The following is an 18,577-nucleotide window of genomic DNA, read 5'->3' on the forward strand; positions in this document are numbered from 1 at the left end:
AGCCCATGCCGATGCGCATGGCGCCGCCCTGCCCCTCGCGCATCTGCCGGCCGCTGTCGCGCAACTCGCCGGCCTCGGACACCAGTTGCTTCGCACGGGCCGCCACGTCGCGACCGAAAGGCGTCAGCTCGCTGCGGCGGCCGATGCGGTCGAACAGCGGCATACCGAGCTCGTCCTCGAGCGCCCGGATGCTGCGGCTGAAGGCCGGCTGCGTGATGCACATCGCCTGCGCCGACTTGCTGAACGAGCCGCTCTCGGCCAGCGCGATCAAGTGCCTGAGTTGAACCAGCGTCATCGGGTGGCCCCGGAATATCCATGCATTGAAGTAATCATCTGGCGGACAACAATGCATTGGATGTTCTCATGCGCCGCTCCTACGATGCAAGCGCGTCCCCGATCCGAGGGACGGCCCCACAGCCCATCGTCAGGAACCCCATGAAGAGCTTCTTCCAACGTTCGATCGCCGGCCTGTTGCTGCTGGCCGCAGGCGCCGCGTTCGCCCAGACCTACCCGAGCAAGCCGGTCAACCTGATGGTGCCGTACCCCGCGGGCGGCCCTTCGGACGCCGCAGCGCGCATCTTCACCGTGCCGCTGGGCAAGGAACTGGGGCAGCAGGTGATCGTCGAGAACCTCGGCGGCGTCGCCGGCGCGCTGGCGGCGCAGAAGGTGCTGGCGGCGCCCGCCGAYGGCTACTACCTGTTCCAGGGCTCGCCCAACGAGGTCATCCTTGCACCGCTGGCCAATGCCGCGGTCAAGCTCAAGGCCGAGGACTTCCGCCTGGTGCATCCGGTGACCGACGCGGTGATGGTGGTGGTCGCCCGCAAGGAACTCCCTGTCAACAACATCGACGAGCTGATCGCGCTGGCGCGCAAGTCGGCCGACAAGCCCCTGACCTACGGCAGCGTGGGCATCGGCTCGCTCTATCACCTGATCCTCGAGGACGTGCAGCGGCGCGCCGGCATTCAATTGATCCACGCGCCGTACAAGGGCAACGCGCCGCTGCTGCAGGATATCGGCGGCGGCCAGGTCGACTTCGCGGTGCTGGTGTACAGCGCCGGCATGGGCGCGATGGCCGAGCAGGGTCGGCTGAAGGTGATCGGCCAGCTCGGCGCCCAGCGCTCCGAACTGCTGAAGAACGTGCCGACGGTGAGCGAAGGCAAGGAGCTCAAGGACTTCTCGTTCCAGATTTGGAGCGGCTTCATGGTGCCGAAGAACACGCCCGAGGACGTGGTGCAGCGCCTGCACAAGGCCATCGGCGCCACCCTGAAGGACCCCGGCGTGCGCTCGCAGCTGGCGGCCCAGACGCAGCTTGCATCGCCGCCGATGTCGCTGGCCGAAGCGGCGAAGTTCTACGAGAACGAGACCGCGCGCTACCGTGCGATAGCCAAGTCGATCAACCTGCAACCCCAATAGGAAGCTCATGAGCGCACTCCTCGATCAACTGCACGGCCAGGCAGAAGAATTCATCGGCCTGCGGCGCGACATCCACCACCACCCCGAGCTTGCCTTCGACGAGCACCGCACCGCGGCCCTGGTGGCCGAGAAGCTGCAGGCCTGGGGCTACGAGGTCGAACGCGGGCTCGGCGGCACCGGCGTCGTGGGCCGGCTGGTGCGCGGCAACGGCCGCCGCCGGCTGGGCCTGCGCGCCGACATGGACGCGCTGCCGATCGACGAGGCCACCGGCCTCGGCTACGCCAGCTGCAATGCCGGCGTGATGCATGCGTGCGGCCACGACGGCCACACCGCGATGCTGCTGGCCGCCGCCCGGCATCTGGCCGAGCGGGGCCGCTTCTCGGGCACGCTGAACCTGATCTTCCAGCCGGCCGAGGAAGGCGGCGGCGGCGCGCTCCGGATGATGAACGACGGCCTGTTCGACAAGTACCCCTGCGATGCGATCTTCGCGATGCACAACATGCCGGGCATTCCGCAAGGCCGCCTGGTGCTGCGCGAAGGCCCGGCGATGGCCTCTTCCGACTACGCGACGGTCACGCTCAACGGTGTCGGCGGCCACGGCGCGATGCCGCACCGTGCGGCCGACCCGGTCGTCGCCGCGGCCAGCATCGTGATGGCGCTGCAGACCGTGGTGTCGCGCAACGTCGACCCGCTGCAGGCGGCCGTGGTCACGGTCGGCGCGATCCACGCCGGCAAGGCCAACAACGTGATCCCGCAGCAGGCGACGCTGGAGATCAGCATCCGCGCGCTCGACCGCGAGGTGCGCACCACGCTCGAGCGGCGCGTCAAGGCGCTGATCGCCGCCCAGGCCGAGAGCTTCGGCGTCACGGCGCGGATCGACTGGCGGCCGGGTTATGCGGTGCTGGTCAACACGCCGGAGGAGACCGCCTTCGCACGCGAGGTGGCGCTCGAACTGGTCGGTGCCGACCAGGTCACGCTGCAGGGGCCGGCCGTGCCCGGCAGCGAGGACTTCGCCTTCATGCTCGAGAAGCTGCCGGGCTGCTACCTGTTCATCGGCAACGGCGACGGCGACAGTGCCGGCGCCTGCATGGTGCACAACCCGGGCTACGACTTCAACGACGACAACGTGGCGATCGGCTCGGCCTACTGGGCGCTGCTGACGGAGCGCTTCCTGGTGGCCTGAAGAAAAGCGCTCCTCAAGCGCGGAACTGCTTGGCCGCAAAGGCCCAGACCATCCGGGATGCATCCGGACCGAGCCCATCGCTGAACAAATGCCTGGCGGCTCCGCCGCTCCACGCGTGGCCCAAGCCGCTCACGTCCACGAGGGTTGCCACCGTGCTTCCCTTGCGCTTGAAATCGGTCACGTTCGTCGCATACCTCTTGCCTCTCTGGACAAGGCGGGGTTTGCTCGATACCGCCCCTGAAGCGTCGGCCCATGCCTGGACCGCGGCAACCCCATTGCTCGGTGCCACCGTCTTGTCGCCGCCCCCGTGTATCACCATCAAAGGGGGCCATGACGCGCCCGCCGCCACCGGCGCCGTCGGCAGCGGCTTGGTCGCCCGGTGACCATGCATGGCACCCAGCGCCGACAGGGTGGAGTGCGCCGTACCAGGAGGAATGCCGGAATGCATGACCACCGCCTTGAAGCGCTCGGGATGCCGCGTCACCAGCAGCGCCGCCATGCTTGCGCCGGCGGACAGTCCCGCAACGGCCACGCGCGCGCGGTCCGCGGCGTACATCACGCTCACCTGGTCGATGGCATTCATGATCAAGGCCGCCTCGCCGTAGGCACGGCCGGAAGACGTGTCGAACCAGTTCCAGCAGCCCTGCGGATTGGAGAGGCGGTCCTGTTCCGGATAGAGCACCATGAAGCGCTCGCGGGCGGCGACCGCGTTCATTCGGGTGCTGGTGGCGAAGGTCTTGGCGTCCTGCCCGCAGCCATGAAGCATCACCATCAAGGGAAGCTTTTCGCCGAATCGAACGCCCGGCGGTCGATACAGCCGGTACTTTCGCATGCCCGTGGGCCCAAAGGCCGTACCCGCGAGCCATTGACCGTCGCCGGGTGGCGGCCGCCGCTTTTCGAGCGTCGGCTTGAGAACCCGAGTGGCGGAGCGCGTGTTGGCGCGCAATGCAATGCGAGTGAAGGAGGCGATGCTGCGCCCAAACAATTTGGCCCAGGCAGAGGTCTGTCGTCGTTTGGCCATTTCTTTCTTTCAGGGGTCGCTGGCGAATGAACACGGTATGCGACCAATGGCCGCAATGTGAAGCTTGAGGCGCGAGTTCATCGGCCACCTAAGCGTCGAGCCCGTTGTCGCGTGGTTGCTTTCCTACGCCGCTCGGGTCGCGTGCAAGCACCGCGCGGGCCAGCGGCAAGTCGCCGGCACCATCAAGCTCGACTCGCGTCTTCGAATCGAAGCCCGACCCCCTGGGGAAAACCAGCATCGTCATCGCATGAAGAGTGCAACCGGCTCAGAAGAGATGGCGCAAGCCCAGGTCGTAGCCGTTCGCGCTGTTGAGCATCGTAGACGCCGCGCCCAAGCCGGCAATTTGGCGAGCCGAACTGCATCGCCGGAATCCGCCGTAGCTATCAGCGCTCCGGCGCCGCCCTGTCGGTCCCGAAATACACGGCCGCGAGCTCCTTGGCGCGGCGCAGCCCCTCGTCCGTCAGGTAAACCGACTCTTGCCGGCCGTGAGGTTCCGTGATGAAGCCCTTTTCATGAAGACCATCCATGGTTGCGAAGTCATAGCGCTTCCACACACGTCCGTTCTCGAACTCGAAGACGCCGAGCAACGCTAAGACTGCCTCTTCGACCTTGACCATGTCATATTTCATGGCGTTTCCCCTTGGCGACGGTGGACCCTCTGGACGGGCTCAGACGGCCTGCGGCCGCTGCGCACGGCGACAGTTCGACCTCACGATGGTACTTTGATCAACCGGCGGTGTTTCCGCCAGGGGGTCCGCCCCGGGTGGGGATTCCTACGGGCTCAACTCCGCGCACTGCTGGGGCGGGCTCACATCATCGACGTGGTCCGTCAAAGCGGTCGTTGATCAACGATCACTACACGGCCTTACCCGTGCCGAGGGCATCGGGTGGCCCCCGCAGCGAAATAATGGAGGCGGCGAAGCCGGGGGACATTCGCGGAGGGGGCCACCCGATGCCCTCGGCACGCGCCCCTCACGCACGGCCCGCGCGACAGAGCTTCAACGTTTTCCGCGCCCGTTCCGTCGATGAGGACGCCCTAAAGAAGATCCTTCAGTCGCGCCCGCAACCGGCTGATCGCCTGGCTGTGCAACTGGCAGACCCGGCTCTGGCTGACTTCCAGAATCGCGCCGATCTCGCGCAAGTTGAGCTCTTCCTCGTAGTACAGGTTCAGCAGCAGCTGGTCGCGCTCGGGCAAGGCCGAGATCGCGTCGATCAACTGGTAGCGGAAGCCGCTCTCGAGCAGCTGTTCGAGCGGATCGTCGCCGGCACCCTGGCCCTTGCGGGCCTGCTGCGCGTGCATGTCGAGGAACGGATTTTCCGACTCGCCCTTCGCGAAGTCCTCGACATAGACCAGCTGGCAGCCCTGGATCTCCTGCAGCAGCGACTGGTAGGCCTCCAGGTCCATCTTCAGTTCCTTCGCGATCTCCCCTTCTGTCGGAGATCGGCCGAACCGGTGCTCGAGCACATGGATCGCCTTCTCGACCGCGCGCGCCGACTGGCGCAGGCCGCGCGAGCCCCAGTCGCTGGCACGCAGCTCGTCGAGCATGGCGCCGCGGATGCGTTGGCTGACGAAGGTCTCGAACTGCGCGCCCTTGTTGTCCTGGTAGCGGCCCGATGCATCGAGCAGGCCCAGCATGCCGGCSTGGATCAGGTCGTCGAGCTCGACGCTCGCCGGCAGCTTGGCGATCATCTGCAGCGCGATGCGCCGCACCAGCGGCTGGTGCTGCTCCAGCAAGTGAGACTTCTCAATGGTGCCCTGTGCGGTGTACACGTGCGGTCCTTTGTTGCTTGACGGTTGTTCGATTCGTTCGCTCAGGCGATGGCCGTGTTCGGCATCGGCGTCGCCCGAAGGGGCGGCAGGCCGATGCGCGGCCCTCCCGGCGGCATGGCAGTGGATCGCGGGACGTGCCCGCGAGCGACGGCGGTGCGCCAGGGCCAGCCGCCCATGTCGACCGCGACACGGCGGAAGTCCACCGCCGCCGAGCTGGCCGGGAAGGCCTCCACCACGGTCTGCCTCAGCCGCCGCGCGTCCGCCAGATGCGCATCGGCGCGCACCCAGCCGGCCGCCTCGAGCGACACCGCGAGATAACGCCCGCCGGTGCTGGCGAGGTTGTGGGTGATCCGTTGCGCCTCCTCGACGCCGGCCACGCCCTCGACCAGGAAGCGCAGCTGCTTCAGTCCATGCGCGTAGTGCAGCCGCTTGATGCCCGCGTAGGCCGCGGTGATCGAGGCCGCGTTCGGCCGCAGCACCAGCAGCAGCTCGTCCGCCAGCCGGGCCAGCGACGACAGCCGGCCCTCGGCGTCGATCTGGGCGTCGATCAGCACCACGCCGCCGGGGCACAGCAGCCTCGGATCGATCTCGGCATGCCGATCGCCGAGCGGCGCCGGCAGCACGCCGACACCGCAGTCGGCGCGGGCGATCGCGCCTTCGCGGGTCAAGCGCCGATCGGCGACATCGGCCAGGTCGCCGAGCGGGTCGATGGCCCAGGCGGCGCAGATCGCCGCCGCCGTGCCGCCGTGTTCATCGAGCACCAGCACGTCCTTGCCCTGATGGACCAGGGCCGCACCCAGGTTCATGGTGGCCTCCGAGGCGCCACCGCAGGGTTCCATGCCGGCGACGGCAACGACGCGCGTGGGCGTGTGCGCCAGCAGGCGCCGCAATCCATCCGCCTGATCCGCAACCAGCTTGCTCATGCGTCGCTCCTCAACCTTGTTGCTCCAGCACCCTGGGCTGCCGGGCCGGCGCGGTGCTCTCGGTGCCGAGCGCCTCGAGCAGCATGAAGAGCTTGTCGACACCGACGAACAGTGCGTTGCCGGTCAGCGGCCCGCTGGATCGCACCGGCCGCCCGGCGAGCTGGTTCAGCAGCATTCGCGTTCGATCGGCCCACTCGCCCTTCGCCTGCAGCAAGCGCCAGACGGTGGTGCTCACCTGGCCGGCGATCAGCAGCCGCTTCATCATGTCGGGGTCGCCGAGCTCACCCATGCCGCCGATCAGCTGCACGCCCTGGCGCAGCAGGCGGAAGCAGGGGTCGGCCTCGGCCGCCCAGCCCTGCCATTGCGCGAGTTGCAGCGCGCTCACCGCGTGGCCCAGGTTCGACAGCAGGTAGCTCTGGGCCAGGATATTCTGGCCCCGCGCATCGAGCACGCGCGTGACCACGCAGCGCAGCCGGGGCAGCGCACGCGGGTCGATGACGGCCGAGGGGCTGAGCCTCAGCAGCACCTCGGCCTGCGCCTCGCACTGCAGCGCGGGCTTGCCGCGGAACATCACCGCACGCGCCTCGCCGAATGCGAGGCCGAGCCGCGCCAGCTTGCCCGGTGCCTCGGTCACGGGATCGACCACCGCGGTCGAGCCCGGTGCCCGCGCCAGCCAGCGCTGGCCCTGGGCCTGCCATTCCACCATCGACTCGATGCCAGGCAGCCGGAGCAGCACATGCACCAGCGTGCGGCCGAGCGACTGCTGCCGCAGCCACTGGACCTGGCGCAGGCCCTGCCGGCGCCGGGCCTCCATGCCCGCACCGACGGCCGCCGTCGACAGCCACTGGTTGGGCGCCGCCAGCGGCAGGCCGTTGCGGTCGGACAGCAGCAGGCTGCCCTGGCATTCGTAGGCGTCGCCGCCCTCGTTCGAGCGCAGGCCGACCTGTCCCGAAAGGGCCAGCGCATGGGCATCGCAGCCGGCGGCAATCTCGCTGCGCGCCTGCACCAAGAGGTCCTCCAGCACCGACTTCTGGCCGATGGCCTCGTCGCCCGCGTTGCGCCATAGGCGGCGCGCAGCCTCGAATCCGATCTGCGCCCCGGCCAGTGCGCCGGCGGCGGTCGCAAGCTCCTGGGCATCGTGCGCCATGGCCCGGATCAGATTCTGGTATTGCAGCCGCAGGCGGTCGGTCTCGGCCCGCGCCTGAACGACCTGGGCCGACGGCGCAGCACCGGCGGGCTCGTCCTGCATGTCGACCTCGGCCGGCACGAACAGCGCGTTGTGGCGGCGCGGCTGGAACACGCTCCCGACCAATTGCGAACGATCGGCCAGCATCAGGTTCTCGGGCACCTTCTGGCCGCTCGAGATGTAGTGCACCGGCAGCCGATGGCGAATCACCGTGTCGATCAGCGCGCCCGGGTGTGTGGCCTCGTCGACCTTGGTGAAGATGCAGCCCGCCAGGTCATTGCCGCCGCCGCTGTGGCGATAGGCGTGCACCACCTCGTTGAGCGTGTCGCCATGGCTGGTCGCATTGAGCAGCAGCAGCCGCTTGACCGGGCGATGGCTGTTGCACAGCATCGCGATTTGGTCCGACACCGATCGATCGCGCTGGCTCATGCCGACCGTGTCGATCAGCACCATGTGTTTGTCGCGCAGGTCCTGCAGCACCAGGTACAGGTCGGCGGCGTCCTTCACGGCGAACACCGGGACGTCGAGGATCTGGCCGTAGATGCGAAGCTGCTCGTAAGCGCCGATCCGGTAGCTGTCGGTGGTCACCAGCGCCAGCTTGTCGGCGCCGAAGCGCATCACGCAGCGAGCCGCCAGCTTGGCGGTGGTGGTGGTCTTGCCGACACCGGTCGGGCCCATCAGCGCATAGACCCCACCCTGCGCGAGCAAGGCATCCTCGTCCTCGTGCACCGGCACGGCACGGATCAATTCGGCGYKGGCGAAGGCCATGCCCTCGGCGTAGCTCTGTCCGGTCGGCAGCTTCTCGAGCATGGCCTTCGACAGCTTGGCGCTGAAGCCGGCGCCGAGCAGCGTGCGCAGCAGCCGGCCGCGCACCGGGTCCTGGCGCTGGCGATCATTCCAGACCACGCTCGCGAGCTGCTCCTCGAGCATGCCGCGCATCGAGTGGAGTTCGTTCATGACCAGGTCGGTCGGCGCGGCCGGAGCAACCGGCGCCGGGGCCGGCGGTGCCGCAGGCATCGGCGCAGTGGCCGGCGCACGCGCCGGCGAGGCTGCGGGCGCCGGTGTCCTGGCCGCCACCGGCAGCGCGGCGCTCGCCGCAGCCACGGCCTGCGTGACCTCGCCTTCGGCCATGGCGACGATCTCGACGCCCTCGGGAATCGCACGGTGGTTCAGCACGATGGCCTCGGCACCCAATGCCTCGCGGACCAGGCGCAAGGCTTCGCGGCTGGTCGTCGCAACGAATTTGCGGGCCGTGGTCCGCACATCTGTAGACATGTTCAAACTCTTCCTCCGATGGTGGCGGTGATCTTGATGTTGCGAGAGTCAGGGATCTCCGCATGGGAGAGCACCTTGAGTTGCGGCAGGCTGCGGCGCAGGAAGCGCGACAGCAGCACGCGCAATGCATGCTGGACGACCAGCACCGGCGCCAGGCCCATCTGTTCCTGCCGCACGATCGCGGCTTGCGCCTGGCGCAGCAGGTTGTCGGCCAGGCCGGGCTCGATGCCGCTGCTGCTGGTCATGGCCTGCTGCAGCACGCTGTCGAGTGAGCCGTCGAGTCCGATCACCTGCAGCTCGGTATTGCCCGGGAACAGCTGCTGGGTGATCGCGCGGCCGAGGGCCAGCCGGACCAGCGTCGTGAGTTCGGTGGCGTCCTTGACGGTCGGCGCATGCTCGGCCAGCACGTCGAGGATGGTGCGCATGTCGCGGATCGGCACCTCTTCCTCGAGCAGGTTCTGCAGCACCTTGTGCAGCGTGCTCAGCGAGATAAGCTTCGGCACCAGGTCCTCGGTCAGCTTCGGCGCCGTCTTGGCGATCTGGTCGATCAGCTGCTGCACTTCCTGGCGGCCGAGCAGCTCCGCCGCGTGGGTCTGGATCAGGTGGTTCAGGTGGGTCGCCATCACGGTGCAGGCATCGACCACCGTGTAGCCGTGGATCTGCGCCTGCTGGCGCAGGCTGCCATCGATCCACACCGCCGGCAGCCCGAAGGCCGGGTCCTGGGTCGGCGTGCCGGGCAGGCTGCCCGTGACCTGCCCCGGATTGATCGCCATCCACTGGTTTGGGAAGGCCTCGCCGCGGCCGATCTCGACGCCCTTCAGGCTGATGACGTAGGTGTTCGGCTTGATCTCGAGGTTGTCGCGGATATGGACCACCGGCACCAGGAAGCCGATCTCCTGCGCGATCTTCTTGCGGATGCTYTTGATGCGGCCCAGCAGTTCGCCCTGCTGCGACTGGTCCACCAGCGGGATCAGCCGGTAGCCGACCTCCATGCCGAGCGGATCGACCAGCGCAATGTCGTCCCAGTTGGCTTCGGCGGTCTCGGCCGCCGGCGGCAGGGCAGCCTGGGCGGCGGCCGCCTGCGCCGCCGCCTGCTGCGGCTTGCGCTTGAGCAGGCCGCGACCGAGCCATGCCAGGCCGCCCGCGATCAGCAGGAAGGCCAGGTTCGGCATGCCCGGGATCATGCCCATCAGACCGACGATGCCGGCGGTCAGGAACAGCACCTGGGGATTTGAGAACAGCTGGCCGGTGAGCTGCCGGCCGACGTCCTCATCGGTCGCCACGCGCGAGACGATCACGCCGGCGGCCGTAGAGATCACCAGCGCCGGGATCTGCGCCACCAGGCCGTCGCCGATGGCCAGCAGCGTGTAGGTGGTGCCCGCGGTCTTGAAGTCGAGCCCGTGCTGCACCACGCCGACCACCAGGCCGCCGATGATGTTGATGACCATGATCAGGAGGCCCGCCACCGCATCGCCGCGCACGAACTTGCTGGCGCCGTCCATCGAGCCGTAGAAGTCGGCTTCCTGCGCGACTTCGGTGCGACGCTTGCGGGCCACGTCCTCGCCGATCAGGCCGGCATTGAGGTCGGCGTCGATCGCCATCTGCTTGCCGGGCATGGCATCGAGCATGAAGCGCGCGCCGACCTCGGCGATGCGCCCCGCGCCCTTGGTGATCACCATGAAGTTGATCAGCACCAGGATGATGAAGACCATCACGCCGACCGCGAAGTTGCCGCCGACCAGGAAGTGGCCGAAGGCCTCGATCACCTTGCCCGCGGCATCGGGCCCGGTGTGGCCCTGCATCAGCACCACGCGGGTGGAAGCCACGTTGAGCGACAGCCGCAGCAGGGTCGAGAACAGCAGCACCGCCGGGAAGGCCGCGAAGTCGAGCGCCTTCATGGTGTACATGCTGACCAGCAGCACCATCACCGACAGCGCGATGTTGAAGGTGAACAGCAGGTCGAGCAGGAAGGGCGGCAGCGGCAGCACCATCATGCTCAGGATCATGATGATGAGGACCGGGCCGGCCATTCCCTTGAACTGGCTGCCGGAGAAGAACTGCGTCGGCAGACGCATCAGGTTGGACATCGCGTTCATGCAGGCACCGTGTATTGAAGTTCTTCGGGCACGGCGACATCGGTCGGCGTGCGCGGTGCCTCGCCGCCTTCGGACTTCCAGCGCTTGAGTTGGTAGACCCAGGCCAGCACCTCGGCCACCGCGGTGTAGAGGCCCGTCGGGACCTCGTCGCCGAGCCGCGTGTGCTTGTGCAAGGCCCGGGTGAGCGGCGGCGCTTCCAGGATCGCGACCTTGTTGGCGGTCGCAATCTCGCGGATGCGCTCGGCCACCAGGTCGGTGCCCTTCGCCACCACGCGCGGCGCCCGCATGTCGCCGTCGATGTACTTGAGGGCGACCGCGAAGTGCGTCGGGTTGGTCACCACGATGTCGGCCTTGGGCACCTCGGCCATCATCCGGCGCTTGGCGATCGCCTGCTGCTGGCGGCGGATCTGCGCCTTGATGTGCGGATCGCCCTCGCTCTCCTTGTGCTCCTGCCGGACGTCCTCGCGCGACATGCGCAGCTTCTTGTAGTACGACCAGAGCTGCCAGGGCACGTCGACCACCGCCGCGAGCAGCAGCGTTGCCGCGATCAATGCACAGCTGCGTGCCACCAGCATGATGGTGTGGGGCAAGGCGGTCGATGCGGGCTGGCCCATCAGTGCCATCACGGCCTCGAGGTCGTCCGTTATCACCAGGCAGGCGACGCCGCCGATCAGCAGCGACTTGGCCAGCGCCTTGAACAGCTCGGCCAGCGTCTGGGTCGAGAACATGCGGGCCATGCCGGCCAGCGGATCGAGCTTGCCGAAGTTCGGAGAGACCGCCTTGCCCGACAGCATCCAGCCGCCGAGCATCATGGGTGCCGCCAGCGCGGCCACCACCATCATCGCGAACAGCGGTGCCATGGCGAGCAGGGCCTCGAGCGCCATCCACCCGCTGCGCGCCAGCATCTGTGAGGGTTCGAAGGCGATGCCGCGCTCGAACTGCAGGCCGCGGCGAATGGCGGCGCTCAGGGTGCCACCGAGCGACCCGGCGGTGAACCAGAGGCCGCCGATCGCGGTGCCCAGCATCACCAGAGTGGTCAGCTCGCGGGAGCGGGCCACATTGCCTTCCTCGCGCGCCTTCTCGAGGCGCCGCTCGGAGGCGGGTTCCGTTTTTTCGAGATCGCTTTCCTCAGCCATTCATGCTCCTGGAGCAGCAGGCGAGGAACGCCTGCACATGACTGATTATTCGATTCGAAGGGCCGGAACAATCGCCCGATCAAGAGCGCTATCGCCCTCCTTCTCGCTGAATCAGACCCTCAGAACCCAAGGCTCTCCAGCAGGTCGTCGACCTGCGACTGGTCGGCCACCGCATCCGGATTCCCGGCCACGACCTGCGGCCCGTTCTGCAGGCTGTTGTTGACGATCTCCTGCCGCTTCTCGAGCGGCGTGTTGTCGATCAGGACCTGGAGCAGCTCGGTCTCCATGTCGTTCACCACTTCCATCATCTTCTTGATGACCTGACCGGTCAGGTCCTGGAAATCCTGCGCCATCAGGATCTCCATCAGCTGGGTGTTGATCGCGTTGGCTTTCTGCGGCACGTCCTGCAGGTAGCCGCGGGTGTCCATCACGAGCGCGCGCGCATGGTCGAGCTCGACCGGATTCGCGAACCATTCGTCCCAGCGCTTGCTCAGGCCCTTGGCCTCGCTGGCCAGCCCCTCCTGCAGCGGCTGCGCCACGTCGATCGCGTTGAGCGCGCGGTGTGCCGCCCGCTCGGTGGTCGCGGCCACGTAGGCCAGCCGGTCGCGCGCATCGGGGATCGCCTGGGCGGCCTTGGCGACCTCCTTGTCGAGGCCCAGTTCGCGCAGGCCTTCGCGCAACTGACGCGTCAACTGCCCGATGCGGCTCAGCAACTCTTCAGCGGTGTTCCCCTGTTCGGCGTCGAACGCGTTCTTGCTCATGGCGCATCACCCCTTCGCGAGTTTCTCGAAGATCTTGGTGATCTTCTCTTCGAGGGTGGCCGCCGTGAAGGGCTTGACCACATAGCCGTTCGCGCCGGCCTGGGCCGCCGCGACGATGTTCTCCTTCTTGGCCTCGGCCGTGACCATCAGCACCGGCAGCTTGCTGAGCTCGGGGTCGGCCCGGATGCTCTGCAGCATGGTCAGTCCGTCCATGTTGGGCATGTTCCAGTCGGACACCACGAAGCCGAAATTCCCGCCGCGCAGCTTCTCGAGGCCGGCCGCACCGTCCTCCGCCTCGTCGACGTTGAGGAACTCGAGCTCCTTCAACAGATTGCGCACGATGCGGCGCATGGTCGGGAAGTCGTCCACGACCAGGATCTTGATGCTCTTGTCAATCACGTTTCTCTCTCCACTCATACAGTTCGTTGTCAAACACGATTCGTGCGCGCACCGAAGGTGCGCAGGTGCCCCAGCACGCGGCGCGCCATTTCTCCCAGCGGCGCCACCTCGTCGGCGGCGCCGAGCGCGATGGCTTCCTTCGGCATGCCGAAGACCACGCAGCTCGCCTCGTCCTGAGCCAGGGTGTGGGCGCCGGCGCGCTTCATGCGCAGCAGGCCCTCGGCGCCGTCCTTTCCCATGCCCGTGAGGATCATTCCGATCGCGTTCTTGCCGGCGTGCTTCGCCGCCGAATCGAACAGCACGTCGATCGAGGGACGGTGCCGGTTCACCGGCGGCTCCTGGTCGAGGTGCGCCACGTAGTTGGCGCCGCTGCGCGCCAGCGACAGATGGAAACCGCCCGGCGCGATGTAGGCATAGCCCGGCAGCACGCGCTCGCCATGCTCGGCCTCCTTGACGGTGATGCGGCACAGGCCGTCGAGCCGCTGCGCGAACGAGCGAGTGAAGCCGGACGGCATGTGCTGCGCGATCAGGATCCCCGGCGAGTCCGGCGGCAAGGGCTGCAGCACTTCGCGGATCGCCTCGGTACCGCCGGTGGAGGCGCCGATGATGATCAGCTTCTCGGTGCTCAGGAGCGGGCTGCGCAGCAGCGCCTCCGGCGCGCCATCGCCGGCCGGCCGGGCCGATGCGGCATGCTTCGACGGCAGCAGCCGCGCGCTGGCGGCGGTGCGGATCTTGGAGGCGATCAGCTCGGTGTAGTTGAGCAGGCCGTCGCGCACGCCCAGTCGCGGCTTGGTCACGAAGTCGATCGCGCCGAGCTCGAGCGCGCGCAGCGAGATCTCCGAGCCGCGCTCGGTCAGCGACGACACCATGACCACCGGCATCGGCCGCAGCCGCATCAGCTTCTCGAGAAACTCGAGGCCGTCCATGCGCGGCATCTCAACGTCCAACGTCAGCACGTCCGGATTGGTGACCTTGATAAGGTCGCGGCCCACCAGCGGATCGGCCGCCGTGCCGACGACGGTCATGTCGGGCTGGCTGTTGATGATTTCGGTCATCACGCTGCGTATCAGCGCCGAGTCGTCGACGCACAGCACCTTGATCTTGTTAGCGCTCACCAGCTTCCTATGCTTCTTGCCAGCGGCGGGGTGTCGCCCGCTGGATTGTTGGGTTTGCGCAGGCCGGACGCCGGGCGCTGGGCGGCCAGTGCGCGCATCAGCTCGCCCTCCTCGCGCTGGATCGCCTGCACGTCGTTCTGGCCGCGCAGCTTGCGAACCACGGCCTTGCCGCTCGCGGGCATGAAGCAGACGCGGCGCGCGTGCTGGCCGCGCAGGTCCTGGGCCGCGACGCTGATGCCCTCGGCCTTCAGGTAGCGCAGCACGAAATCGGAGTTGCGGTCGCCGATGTTGAGCGTGGTCATGTTGGCCAGCACCGCAGCGCCGCCGAACACCTTGGCCTGCAGCCGATCGCGCCGCGCGCCGGCACGGATCAACTCGCGAATCAGGACGTCCATCGCGTAGGCGCCGTAGCGCATCGACTCGGCGGCGTCGCGGACGACCGACTCGCCCTCCTCGGGCAGCATGAAGTGGTTCATGCCGGCGACGCCGTTATCGGCGTCCAGGATGCAGGCCGCCACACAAGAGCCCAGTACCGTGGTCAGCACGGTGTCGCTGGTGGTCACGAAATATTCGGAAGGCAGCAGCTTGACTGCCATGCTGCCGACGTCGCGGTCGAAATAGTGATGGTTCGCCAGCGACCCCCGCACAACCGCGTTCATGCGATTCCCGCCTTGCCCTTCACCCGCGCCAGCTCGTACACCGTCTGCCCCAGTGACCTGAAGGTCTGATTGACCAGCGAGGCGTTCTCCGAGTGGCCAGCGAACAGCAGCCCGTTGGGCTTCAGGAGCGGCGCGAAGCGGTCGAGCACCTTCTTCTGGGTCGGCTTGTCGAAATAGATCATCACGTTGCGGCAGAAGATCGCATCCACCGGCTCCTTCACCGACCAGGAGGGATCGAGCAGGTTGAGGCGCGAGAACTTCACCAGTTGCGCGATCTCCGGCCGGATGCGCACCTTGCCGGCGTTCGAACCGGTTCCCTTGTTGAAGAAGCGCCGCAGCCGCTCGGGCGACAGCCGGTTCACCTGCTCGGCGGTGAAGACGCCCGCCTGGGCCTTGGCGAGCACCGCGGTATCGATGTCGGTCGAGATCACGCGGGCCGCGTTGGCCTTGTCGCCGAGCGCCTCGATCAGCGTGATGGCGATCGAATAGGGCTCCTCGCCGGTCGAGGCCGCCGAGCACCAGATCGTGACCGGCTCACGTGCCTTGCGCACGTGCTCGGCCAGCACCGGGAAATGATGGGCCTCGCGAAAGAAGGAAGTCAGGTTGGTGGTCAGCGAGTTGATAAAGGACTGCCACTCGTCGCCGTCCTGGCGCGATTCCAGCAACTCGAGGTACGAAGAGAACTTCGGCAGCCGCAACTCGCGCAGCCGGCGCGCCAGCCGGCTGTAGACCATCTGCCGCTTCTGCTCGCCCAGCGCGATGCCGGCCCGTCGATGGATCAGGGCGCGAACCTTCGAGAAGTCGTTGTCGGTGAATAGGAATTCGGAGTTCACGGCTGGCTTCGGTGCAAGCGTCTCAATGTACATAGCGAGCCTCCTTTCCAATGCTTCGATCAACGGGACAAAACCCTTGCTGCTCGCGCCTCATTCAGCTGCCGCCTTCATGGATGTCGATTTCCTGCGACCAGACCATCGCCGCGAGATGCGCCGCGTTGACCTGGCCGGCGCTCACGAAGAGTGCTTCCGCGAGCCGTGCCGCCTCGGCGCCGTCGGTCTCGCAGGCCTCGGCCAGCGCCAGGAACGGCGCATAGACCCCCTCGCGCCGCAGGATCGCCTGCTGGACCGCGCCCGGCAGCTGCACCTTGGCGAGCGCCTGTTCCATCGACACGCCGAGCAACTGGTCGATCAGGGAGAACATGCCGACCACGAACAAGTTGTCAGCCTCGCCCGGCGGCAGCATCGCCTGCCCCATCAGCTCGACGAAACGGCCGCGCGTGATCGCCTTCTTGGTCATGAACGGCGCGCTGGCCTGGTTGCTCGTGGCCAGCAGCAGCGACAGCCATCGGAACAAGGGCGCATAGCCGAGCATCGCGACCGCGTGGCGCAGCGAGTGAATCTCGACGCCGGCGCCGATGGCGGGCGAGTTGATGTGGCGCAGCAGCCGATAGGTCAACGCGGCATCGCGCTTGAGCGCCGATTCGACGCTGCGCACGTTCTCGTTGCGCTGGATCATCTGCATCAGGCGCAAGATCAGCACCGACTCGGGCTGCAGCGCATCGCCGCCCTTCGGCACCAGCGGATCCCTGAGCGCGCCATCGACGAAAAGGTCCACACGGAGATCGGCACAGGCCGCCGCCTGCTGCCAGCTGTCGACGCGGGTCGCCACCAGTTGCAGCGGCGCACGTCCCGATTCCTGTTGCTCGCGCAGGCGCAAAGCGCGCTCCGAGTTGCCGTCGCCGATGTCGAGATGGGTGATGATCTCGCGCAGCTCAGGATCGGCCGGCAGCGCGTCGGCGCCCTTCAGCATGAAGCCGAAGCCCTGCTCGCGCAGGAAAAGCAGCATCGAACGCGTATCGGCGTCGCTGAGATCGGACATGCCCATGCATAGCACCACGTTCTCCGGCGGCAGCGCCTGGAGCGCCGGCAGGAACAGCGCATCGACCGTGACGTCGAGGAACAGCACCAGGCGACCGAGCCGCCAGCCGGTGGGCGGCGGATTCAGGTGCCTGCCGATGGTGTTGAGCAGCAGATTGAACTGGCTCGACGCGTCGGGCGCCGGCTCGGCGCCGGGCGTTGCGAGCCAGGCCATGCGGTAGCCCTTGACGCGTTGCTGGGCATCGAGCTGAAGGGCATAGCGGACATAGCCGCTGGCCTCGTGCGACGCCGAAGCGCCCTCCTCCGGGTCGCCGGCATCGCTGACGACGGCCAGCCTGCCCTCGTTGGCGGCTTTGGCTGCGGTGCCCGCATCGGGGCGTCGAAAGAAATCAAAGCGCATTGCAAATGTCTCCGTCTGAAGCTTGGATCAAGCGTTCCTGACCACAGGATGTCGGGGCTTGCAGGGGCCTGTTCAGGCGACGGTCGTCGCCTGGCGGGCCGCACCCACCAGCGCGGCACTGCTCGCGGCCTGCGCGCGCTGGATGCGCGGCATGGCGGCGACGTCGATGATGAACGCCACGCTGCCATCGCCCAGGATCGTCGCGGCCGAGATGCCCGGCACCTTGCGGTAGTTGGTCTCGAGGTTCTTCACCACCACCTGGTGCTGGCCCAGGAGCTCGTCCACCAGCAGCGCGAAGCGCGCATCGTCGGCCTGCACGATGACCAGGATGCCCTGCGTCGGGTTCACCTGCGCGCCGGCGACGTCGAAGACGCGATGCAGTTCGATCAGGGGCAGGTATTCGCCGCGGACCTTGATGACATGGCCTTCGCTGGTGATCGAATGCAGGTGCTCCGCCAGTGGTTGCAGCGACTCGATCACGTAGCTCAGCGGCAGGATGTAGGCCTCGCTGCCGACCTTGACCGACATGCCGTTGAGGATCGCCAGCGTCAGCGGCAGCACGATCCGGGTGGTGGTGCCGCGGCCGCCGCGAGACTGGATCTCGACGTGGCCGCCCATTTCCTGGATGTTGCGCTTGACCACATCCATGCCGACGCCGCGGCCCGAGATGTCGGTGACCTGGTCGGCGGTCGAGAAGCCCGGCGCGAAGATCAGCTGCCAGACTTCCTCGTCCGGCATCGCCTCGCTCACCGGCGGGCCCTGCTGCAGGGCCTTGGCCAGGATCTTCTCGCGGTTCAGGCCGGCGCCGTCGTCGCTGACCTCGATCACGATGTTGCCGCCATGGTGCTGCGCCGACAGCAGGAGCTGGCCGGTGGCCTCCTTGCCTTTCGCGAGCCGGATGTCGGGCGTCTCGATGCCATGGTCGAGGCTGTTGCGCACCAGGTGCGTGAGCGGGTCGATGATCCGCTCGATCAGGCCCTTGTCGAGCTCGGTCTCCTTGCCGAAGGTGTCGAGCCGGACCTGCTTGCCGAGCTTGGCGCTGACGTCGCGGATCACGCGCGGGAAGCGGCTGAAGACATAGTCCATGGGCATCATGCGGATCGACATCACCGACTCCTGCATGTCGCGCGCATTGCGCTCCAGATGGCCCAGGCCGCTCAGGAAGCGCTCGTAGATGACCGGATCGAGCATCGTTGCAGCCTGGGTCAGCATCGACTGCGTGATGACCAGTTCGCCGACGAGGTTGATCAGCTGGTCGACCTTCTCGACGTCGACGCGGATCGAGCTCGATTCCTTGGCGGCGGCTGCGGGCTGGGCCGCCGCCGGCGTCGGCACCGCGGCCTGCGGCTTGACGCTGGCCTCGGC

Annotated in this window: 17 protein-coding genes; 2 read left to right on the forward strand and 15 right to left on the reverse strand. The window is 67.5% G+C overall.

The features are described 5' to 3' along the window. On the reverse strand, nt 1–295 hold a 295-nt coding region (locus tag AC1DY5_RS12480), incomplete at its 3' end, for a LysR family transcriptional regulator (protein WP_478111671.1). A gap of 140 nt (nt 296–435) precedes the next feature. Between AC1DY5_RS12480 and AC1DY5_RS12485 the strand changes: the two genes are divergently transcribed. Next, nucleotides 436–1,413, forward strand: coding sequence for a tripartite tricarboxylate transporter substrate binding protein (locus tag AC1DY5_RS12485; protein ID WP_478111673.1), 978 nt, complete (start codon nt 436–438; stop codon nt 1,411–1,413). A gap of 7 nt (nt 1,414–1,420) precedes the next feature. Next, a complete protein-coding gene (locus AC1DY5_RS12490) occupies nt 1,421–2,596 on the forward strand; it encodes a M20 aminoacylase family protein (RefSeq protein WP_478111675.1) in 1,176 nt (391 codons plus the stop codon). Nucleotides 2,597–2,609: 13 nt separating this feature from the next. Here the strand turns inward: AC1DY5_RS12490 and AC1DY5_RS12495 are convergent, their stop codons facing one another. The 14 genes from AC1DY5_RS12495 to AC1DY5_RS12560 form a co-directional block, all read right to left on the reverse strand. Then, the gene (locus AC1DY5_RS12495; RefSeq protein WP_478111677.1) at nt 2,610–3,617 is read right to left on the reverse strand and encodes an extracellular catalytic domain type 1 short-chain-length polyhydroxyalkanoate depolymerase; all 1,008 of its coding nucleotides are present in this window, start codon (nt 3,615–3,617) and stop codon (nt 2,610–2,612) included. 383 nt (nt 3,618–4,000) lie between these two features. Further along, on the reverse strand, nt 4,001–4,246 hold the full coding sequence (locus AC1DY5_RS12500) for a DUF6429 family protein (RefSeq protein WP_478111678.1): 246 nt from the start codon (nt 4,244–4,246) through the stop codon (nt 4,001–4,003). 407 nt (nt 4,247–4,653) lie between these two features. Further along, complete coding sequence (locus AC1DY5_RS12505; RefSeq protein ID WP_478111680.1) at nt 4,654–5,388, reverse strand: RNA polymerase sigma factor FliA; 735 nt, start codon at nt 5,386–5,388, stop codon at nt 4,654–4,656. Nucleotides 5,389–5,429: 41 nt separating this feature from the next. Next, nucleotides 5,430–6,311, reverse strand: coding sequence for a MinD/ParA family ATP-binding protein (locus AC1DY5_RS12510; RefSeq protein WP_478111682.1), 882 nt, complete (start codon nt 6,309–6,311; stop codon nt 5,430–5,432). Nucleotides 6,312–6,321: 10 nt separating this feature from the next. After that, nucleotides 6,322–8,772 carry a flagellar biosynthesis protein FlhF gene (gene flhF / locus AC1DY5_RS12515; RefSeq protein WP_478111684.1) on the reverse strand — a complete coding sequence of 817 codons (2,451 nt, stop codon included), beginning with the start codon at nt 8,770–8,772 and terminating at the stop codon, nt 6,322–6,324. 2 nt (nt 8,773–8,774) lie between these two features. Continuing rightward, nucleotides 8,775–10,868, reverse strand: coding sequence for a flagellar biosynthesis protein FlhA (gene flhA / locus AC1DY5_RS12520; protein WP_478111686.1), 2,094 nt, complete (start codon nt 10,866–10,868; stop codon nt 8,775–8,777). Further along, nucleotides 10,865–12,004 carry a flagellar biosynthesis protein FlhB gene (gene flhB, locus AC1DY5_RS12525; protein WP_478111687.1) on the reverse strand — a complete coding sequence of 380 codons (1,140 nt, stop codon included), beginning with the start codon at nt 12,002–12,004 and terminating at the stop codon, nt 10,865–10,867. Before flhB ends, flhA begins: the two co-directional genes overlap by 4 nt. 119 nt (nt 12,005–12,123) lie before the next feature. Next, nucleotides 12,124–12,765 (reverse strand): protein phosphatase CheZ, encoded by a 642-nt coding sequence (gene cheZ, locus AC1DY5_RS12530; RefSeq protein WP_478111688.1) that lies wholly within the window; start codon nt 12,763–12,765, stop codon nt 12,124–12,126. A 6-nt stretch (nt 12,766–12,771) separates the two neighbouring features. Continuing rightward, nucleotides 12,772–13,161 carry a chemotaxis response regulator CheY gene (cheY, locus tag AC1DY5_RS12535; protein ID WP_478111697.1) on the reverse strand — a complete coding sequence of 130 codons (390 nt, stop codon included), beginning with the start codon at nt 13,159–13,161 and terminating at the stop codon, nt 12,772–12,774. Between the two features lie 32 nt (nt 13,162–13,193). Further along, entirely contained in the window at nt 13,194–14,219 is a 1,026-nt protein-coding gene (locus AC1DY5_RS12540; RefSeq protein ID WP_478111698.1) for a protein-glutamate methylesterase/protein-glutamine glutaminase, read from the reverse strand. Between the two features lie 56 nt (nt 14,220–14,275). Continuing rightward, nucleotides 14,276–14,938 carry a chemoreceptor glutamine deamidase CheD gene (cheD, locus tag AC1DY5_RS12545; protein ID WP_478111690.1) on the reverse strand — a complete coding sequence of 221 codons (663 nt, stop codon included), beginning with the start codon at nt 14,936–14,938 and terminating at the stop codon, nt 14,276–14,278. Further along, the gene (locus AC1DY5_RS12550) at nt 14,935–15,804 is read right to left on the reverse strand and encodes a CheR family methyltransferase (RefSeq protein WP_478111692.1); all 870 of its coding nucleotides are present in this window, start codon (nt 15,802–15,804) and stop codon (nt 14,935–14,937) included. The genes cheD and AC1DY5_RS12550 overlap by 4 nt, the downstream gene beginning before the upstream one ends. 61 nt (nt 15,805–15,865) lie before the next feature. Further along, on the reverse strand, nt 15,866–17,212 hold the full coding sequence (locus tag AC1DY5_RS12555) for an EAL and HDOD domain-containing protein (protein ID WP_478111693.1): 1,347 nt from the start codon (nt 17,210–17,212) through the stop codon (nt 15,866–15,868). 72 nt (nt 17,213–17,284) lie between these two features. After that, on the reverse strand, nt 17,285–18,577 hold a 1,293-nt coding region (locus tag AC1DY5_RS12560; RefSeq protein WP_478111695.1), incomplete at its 5' end, for a chemotaxis protein CheW.

This window comes from Variovorax sp. P4_D9, from assembly GCF_056401695.1.

Coding starts and splice junctions, on each gene's coding strand:
- AC1DY5_RS12490 (WP_478111675.1), top strand. CDS start 1,421: ATGAGCGCACTCCTCGATCAACTGCACGGCCAGGCAGAAGAATTCATC.
- AC1DY5_RS12495 (WP_478111677.1), bottom strand. CDS start 3,617: ATGGCCAAACGACGACAGACCTCTGCCTGGGCCAAATTGTTTGGGCGC.
- AC1DY5_RS12500 (WP_478111678.1), bottom strand. CDS start 4,246: ATGAAATATGACATGGTCAAGGTCGAAGAGGCAGTCTTAGCGTTGCTC.
- AC1DY5_RS12510 (WP_478111682.1), bottom strand. CDS start 6,311: ATGAGCAAGCTGGTTGCGGATCAGGCGGATGGATTGCGGCGCCTGCTG.
- flhB (WP_478111687.1), bottom strand. CDS start 12,004: ATGGCTGAGGAAAGCGATCTCGAAAAAACGGAACCCGCCTCCGAGCGG.
- cheZ (WP_478111688.1), bottom strand. CDS start 12,765: ATGAGCAAGAACGCGTTCGACGCCGAACAGGGGAACACCGCTGAAGAG.
- AC1DY5_RS12540 (WP_478111698.1), bottom strand. CDS start 14,219: ATGACCGAAATCATCAACAGCCAGCCCGACATGACCGTCGTCGGCACG.
- cheD (WP_478111690.1), bottom strand. CDS start 14,938: ATGAACGCGGTTGTGCGGGGGTCGCTGGCGAACCATCACTATTTCGAC.
- AC1DY5_RS12550 (WP_478111692.1), bottom strand. CDS start 15,804: ATGTACATTGAGACGCTTGCACCGAAGCCAGCCGTGAACTCCGAATTC.
- AC1DY5_RS12555 (WP_478111693.1), bottom strand. CDS start 17,212: ATGCGCTTTGATTTCTTTCGACGCCCCGATGCGGGCACCGCAGCCAAA.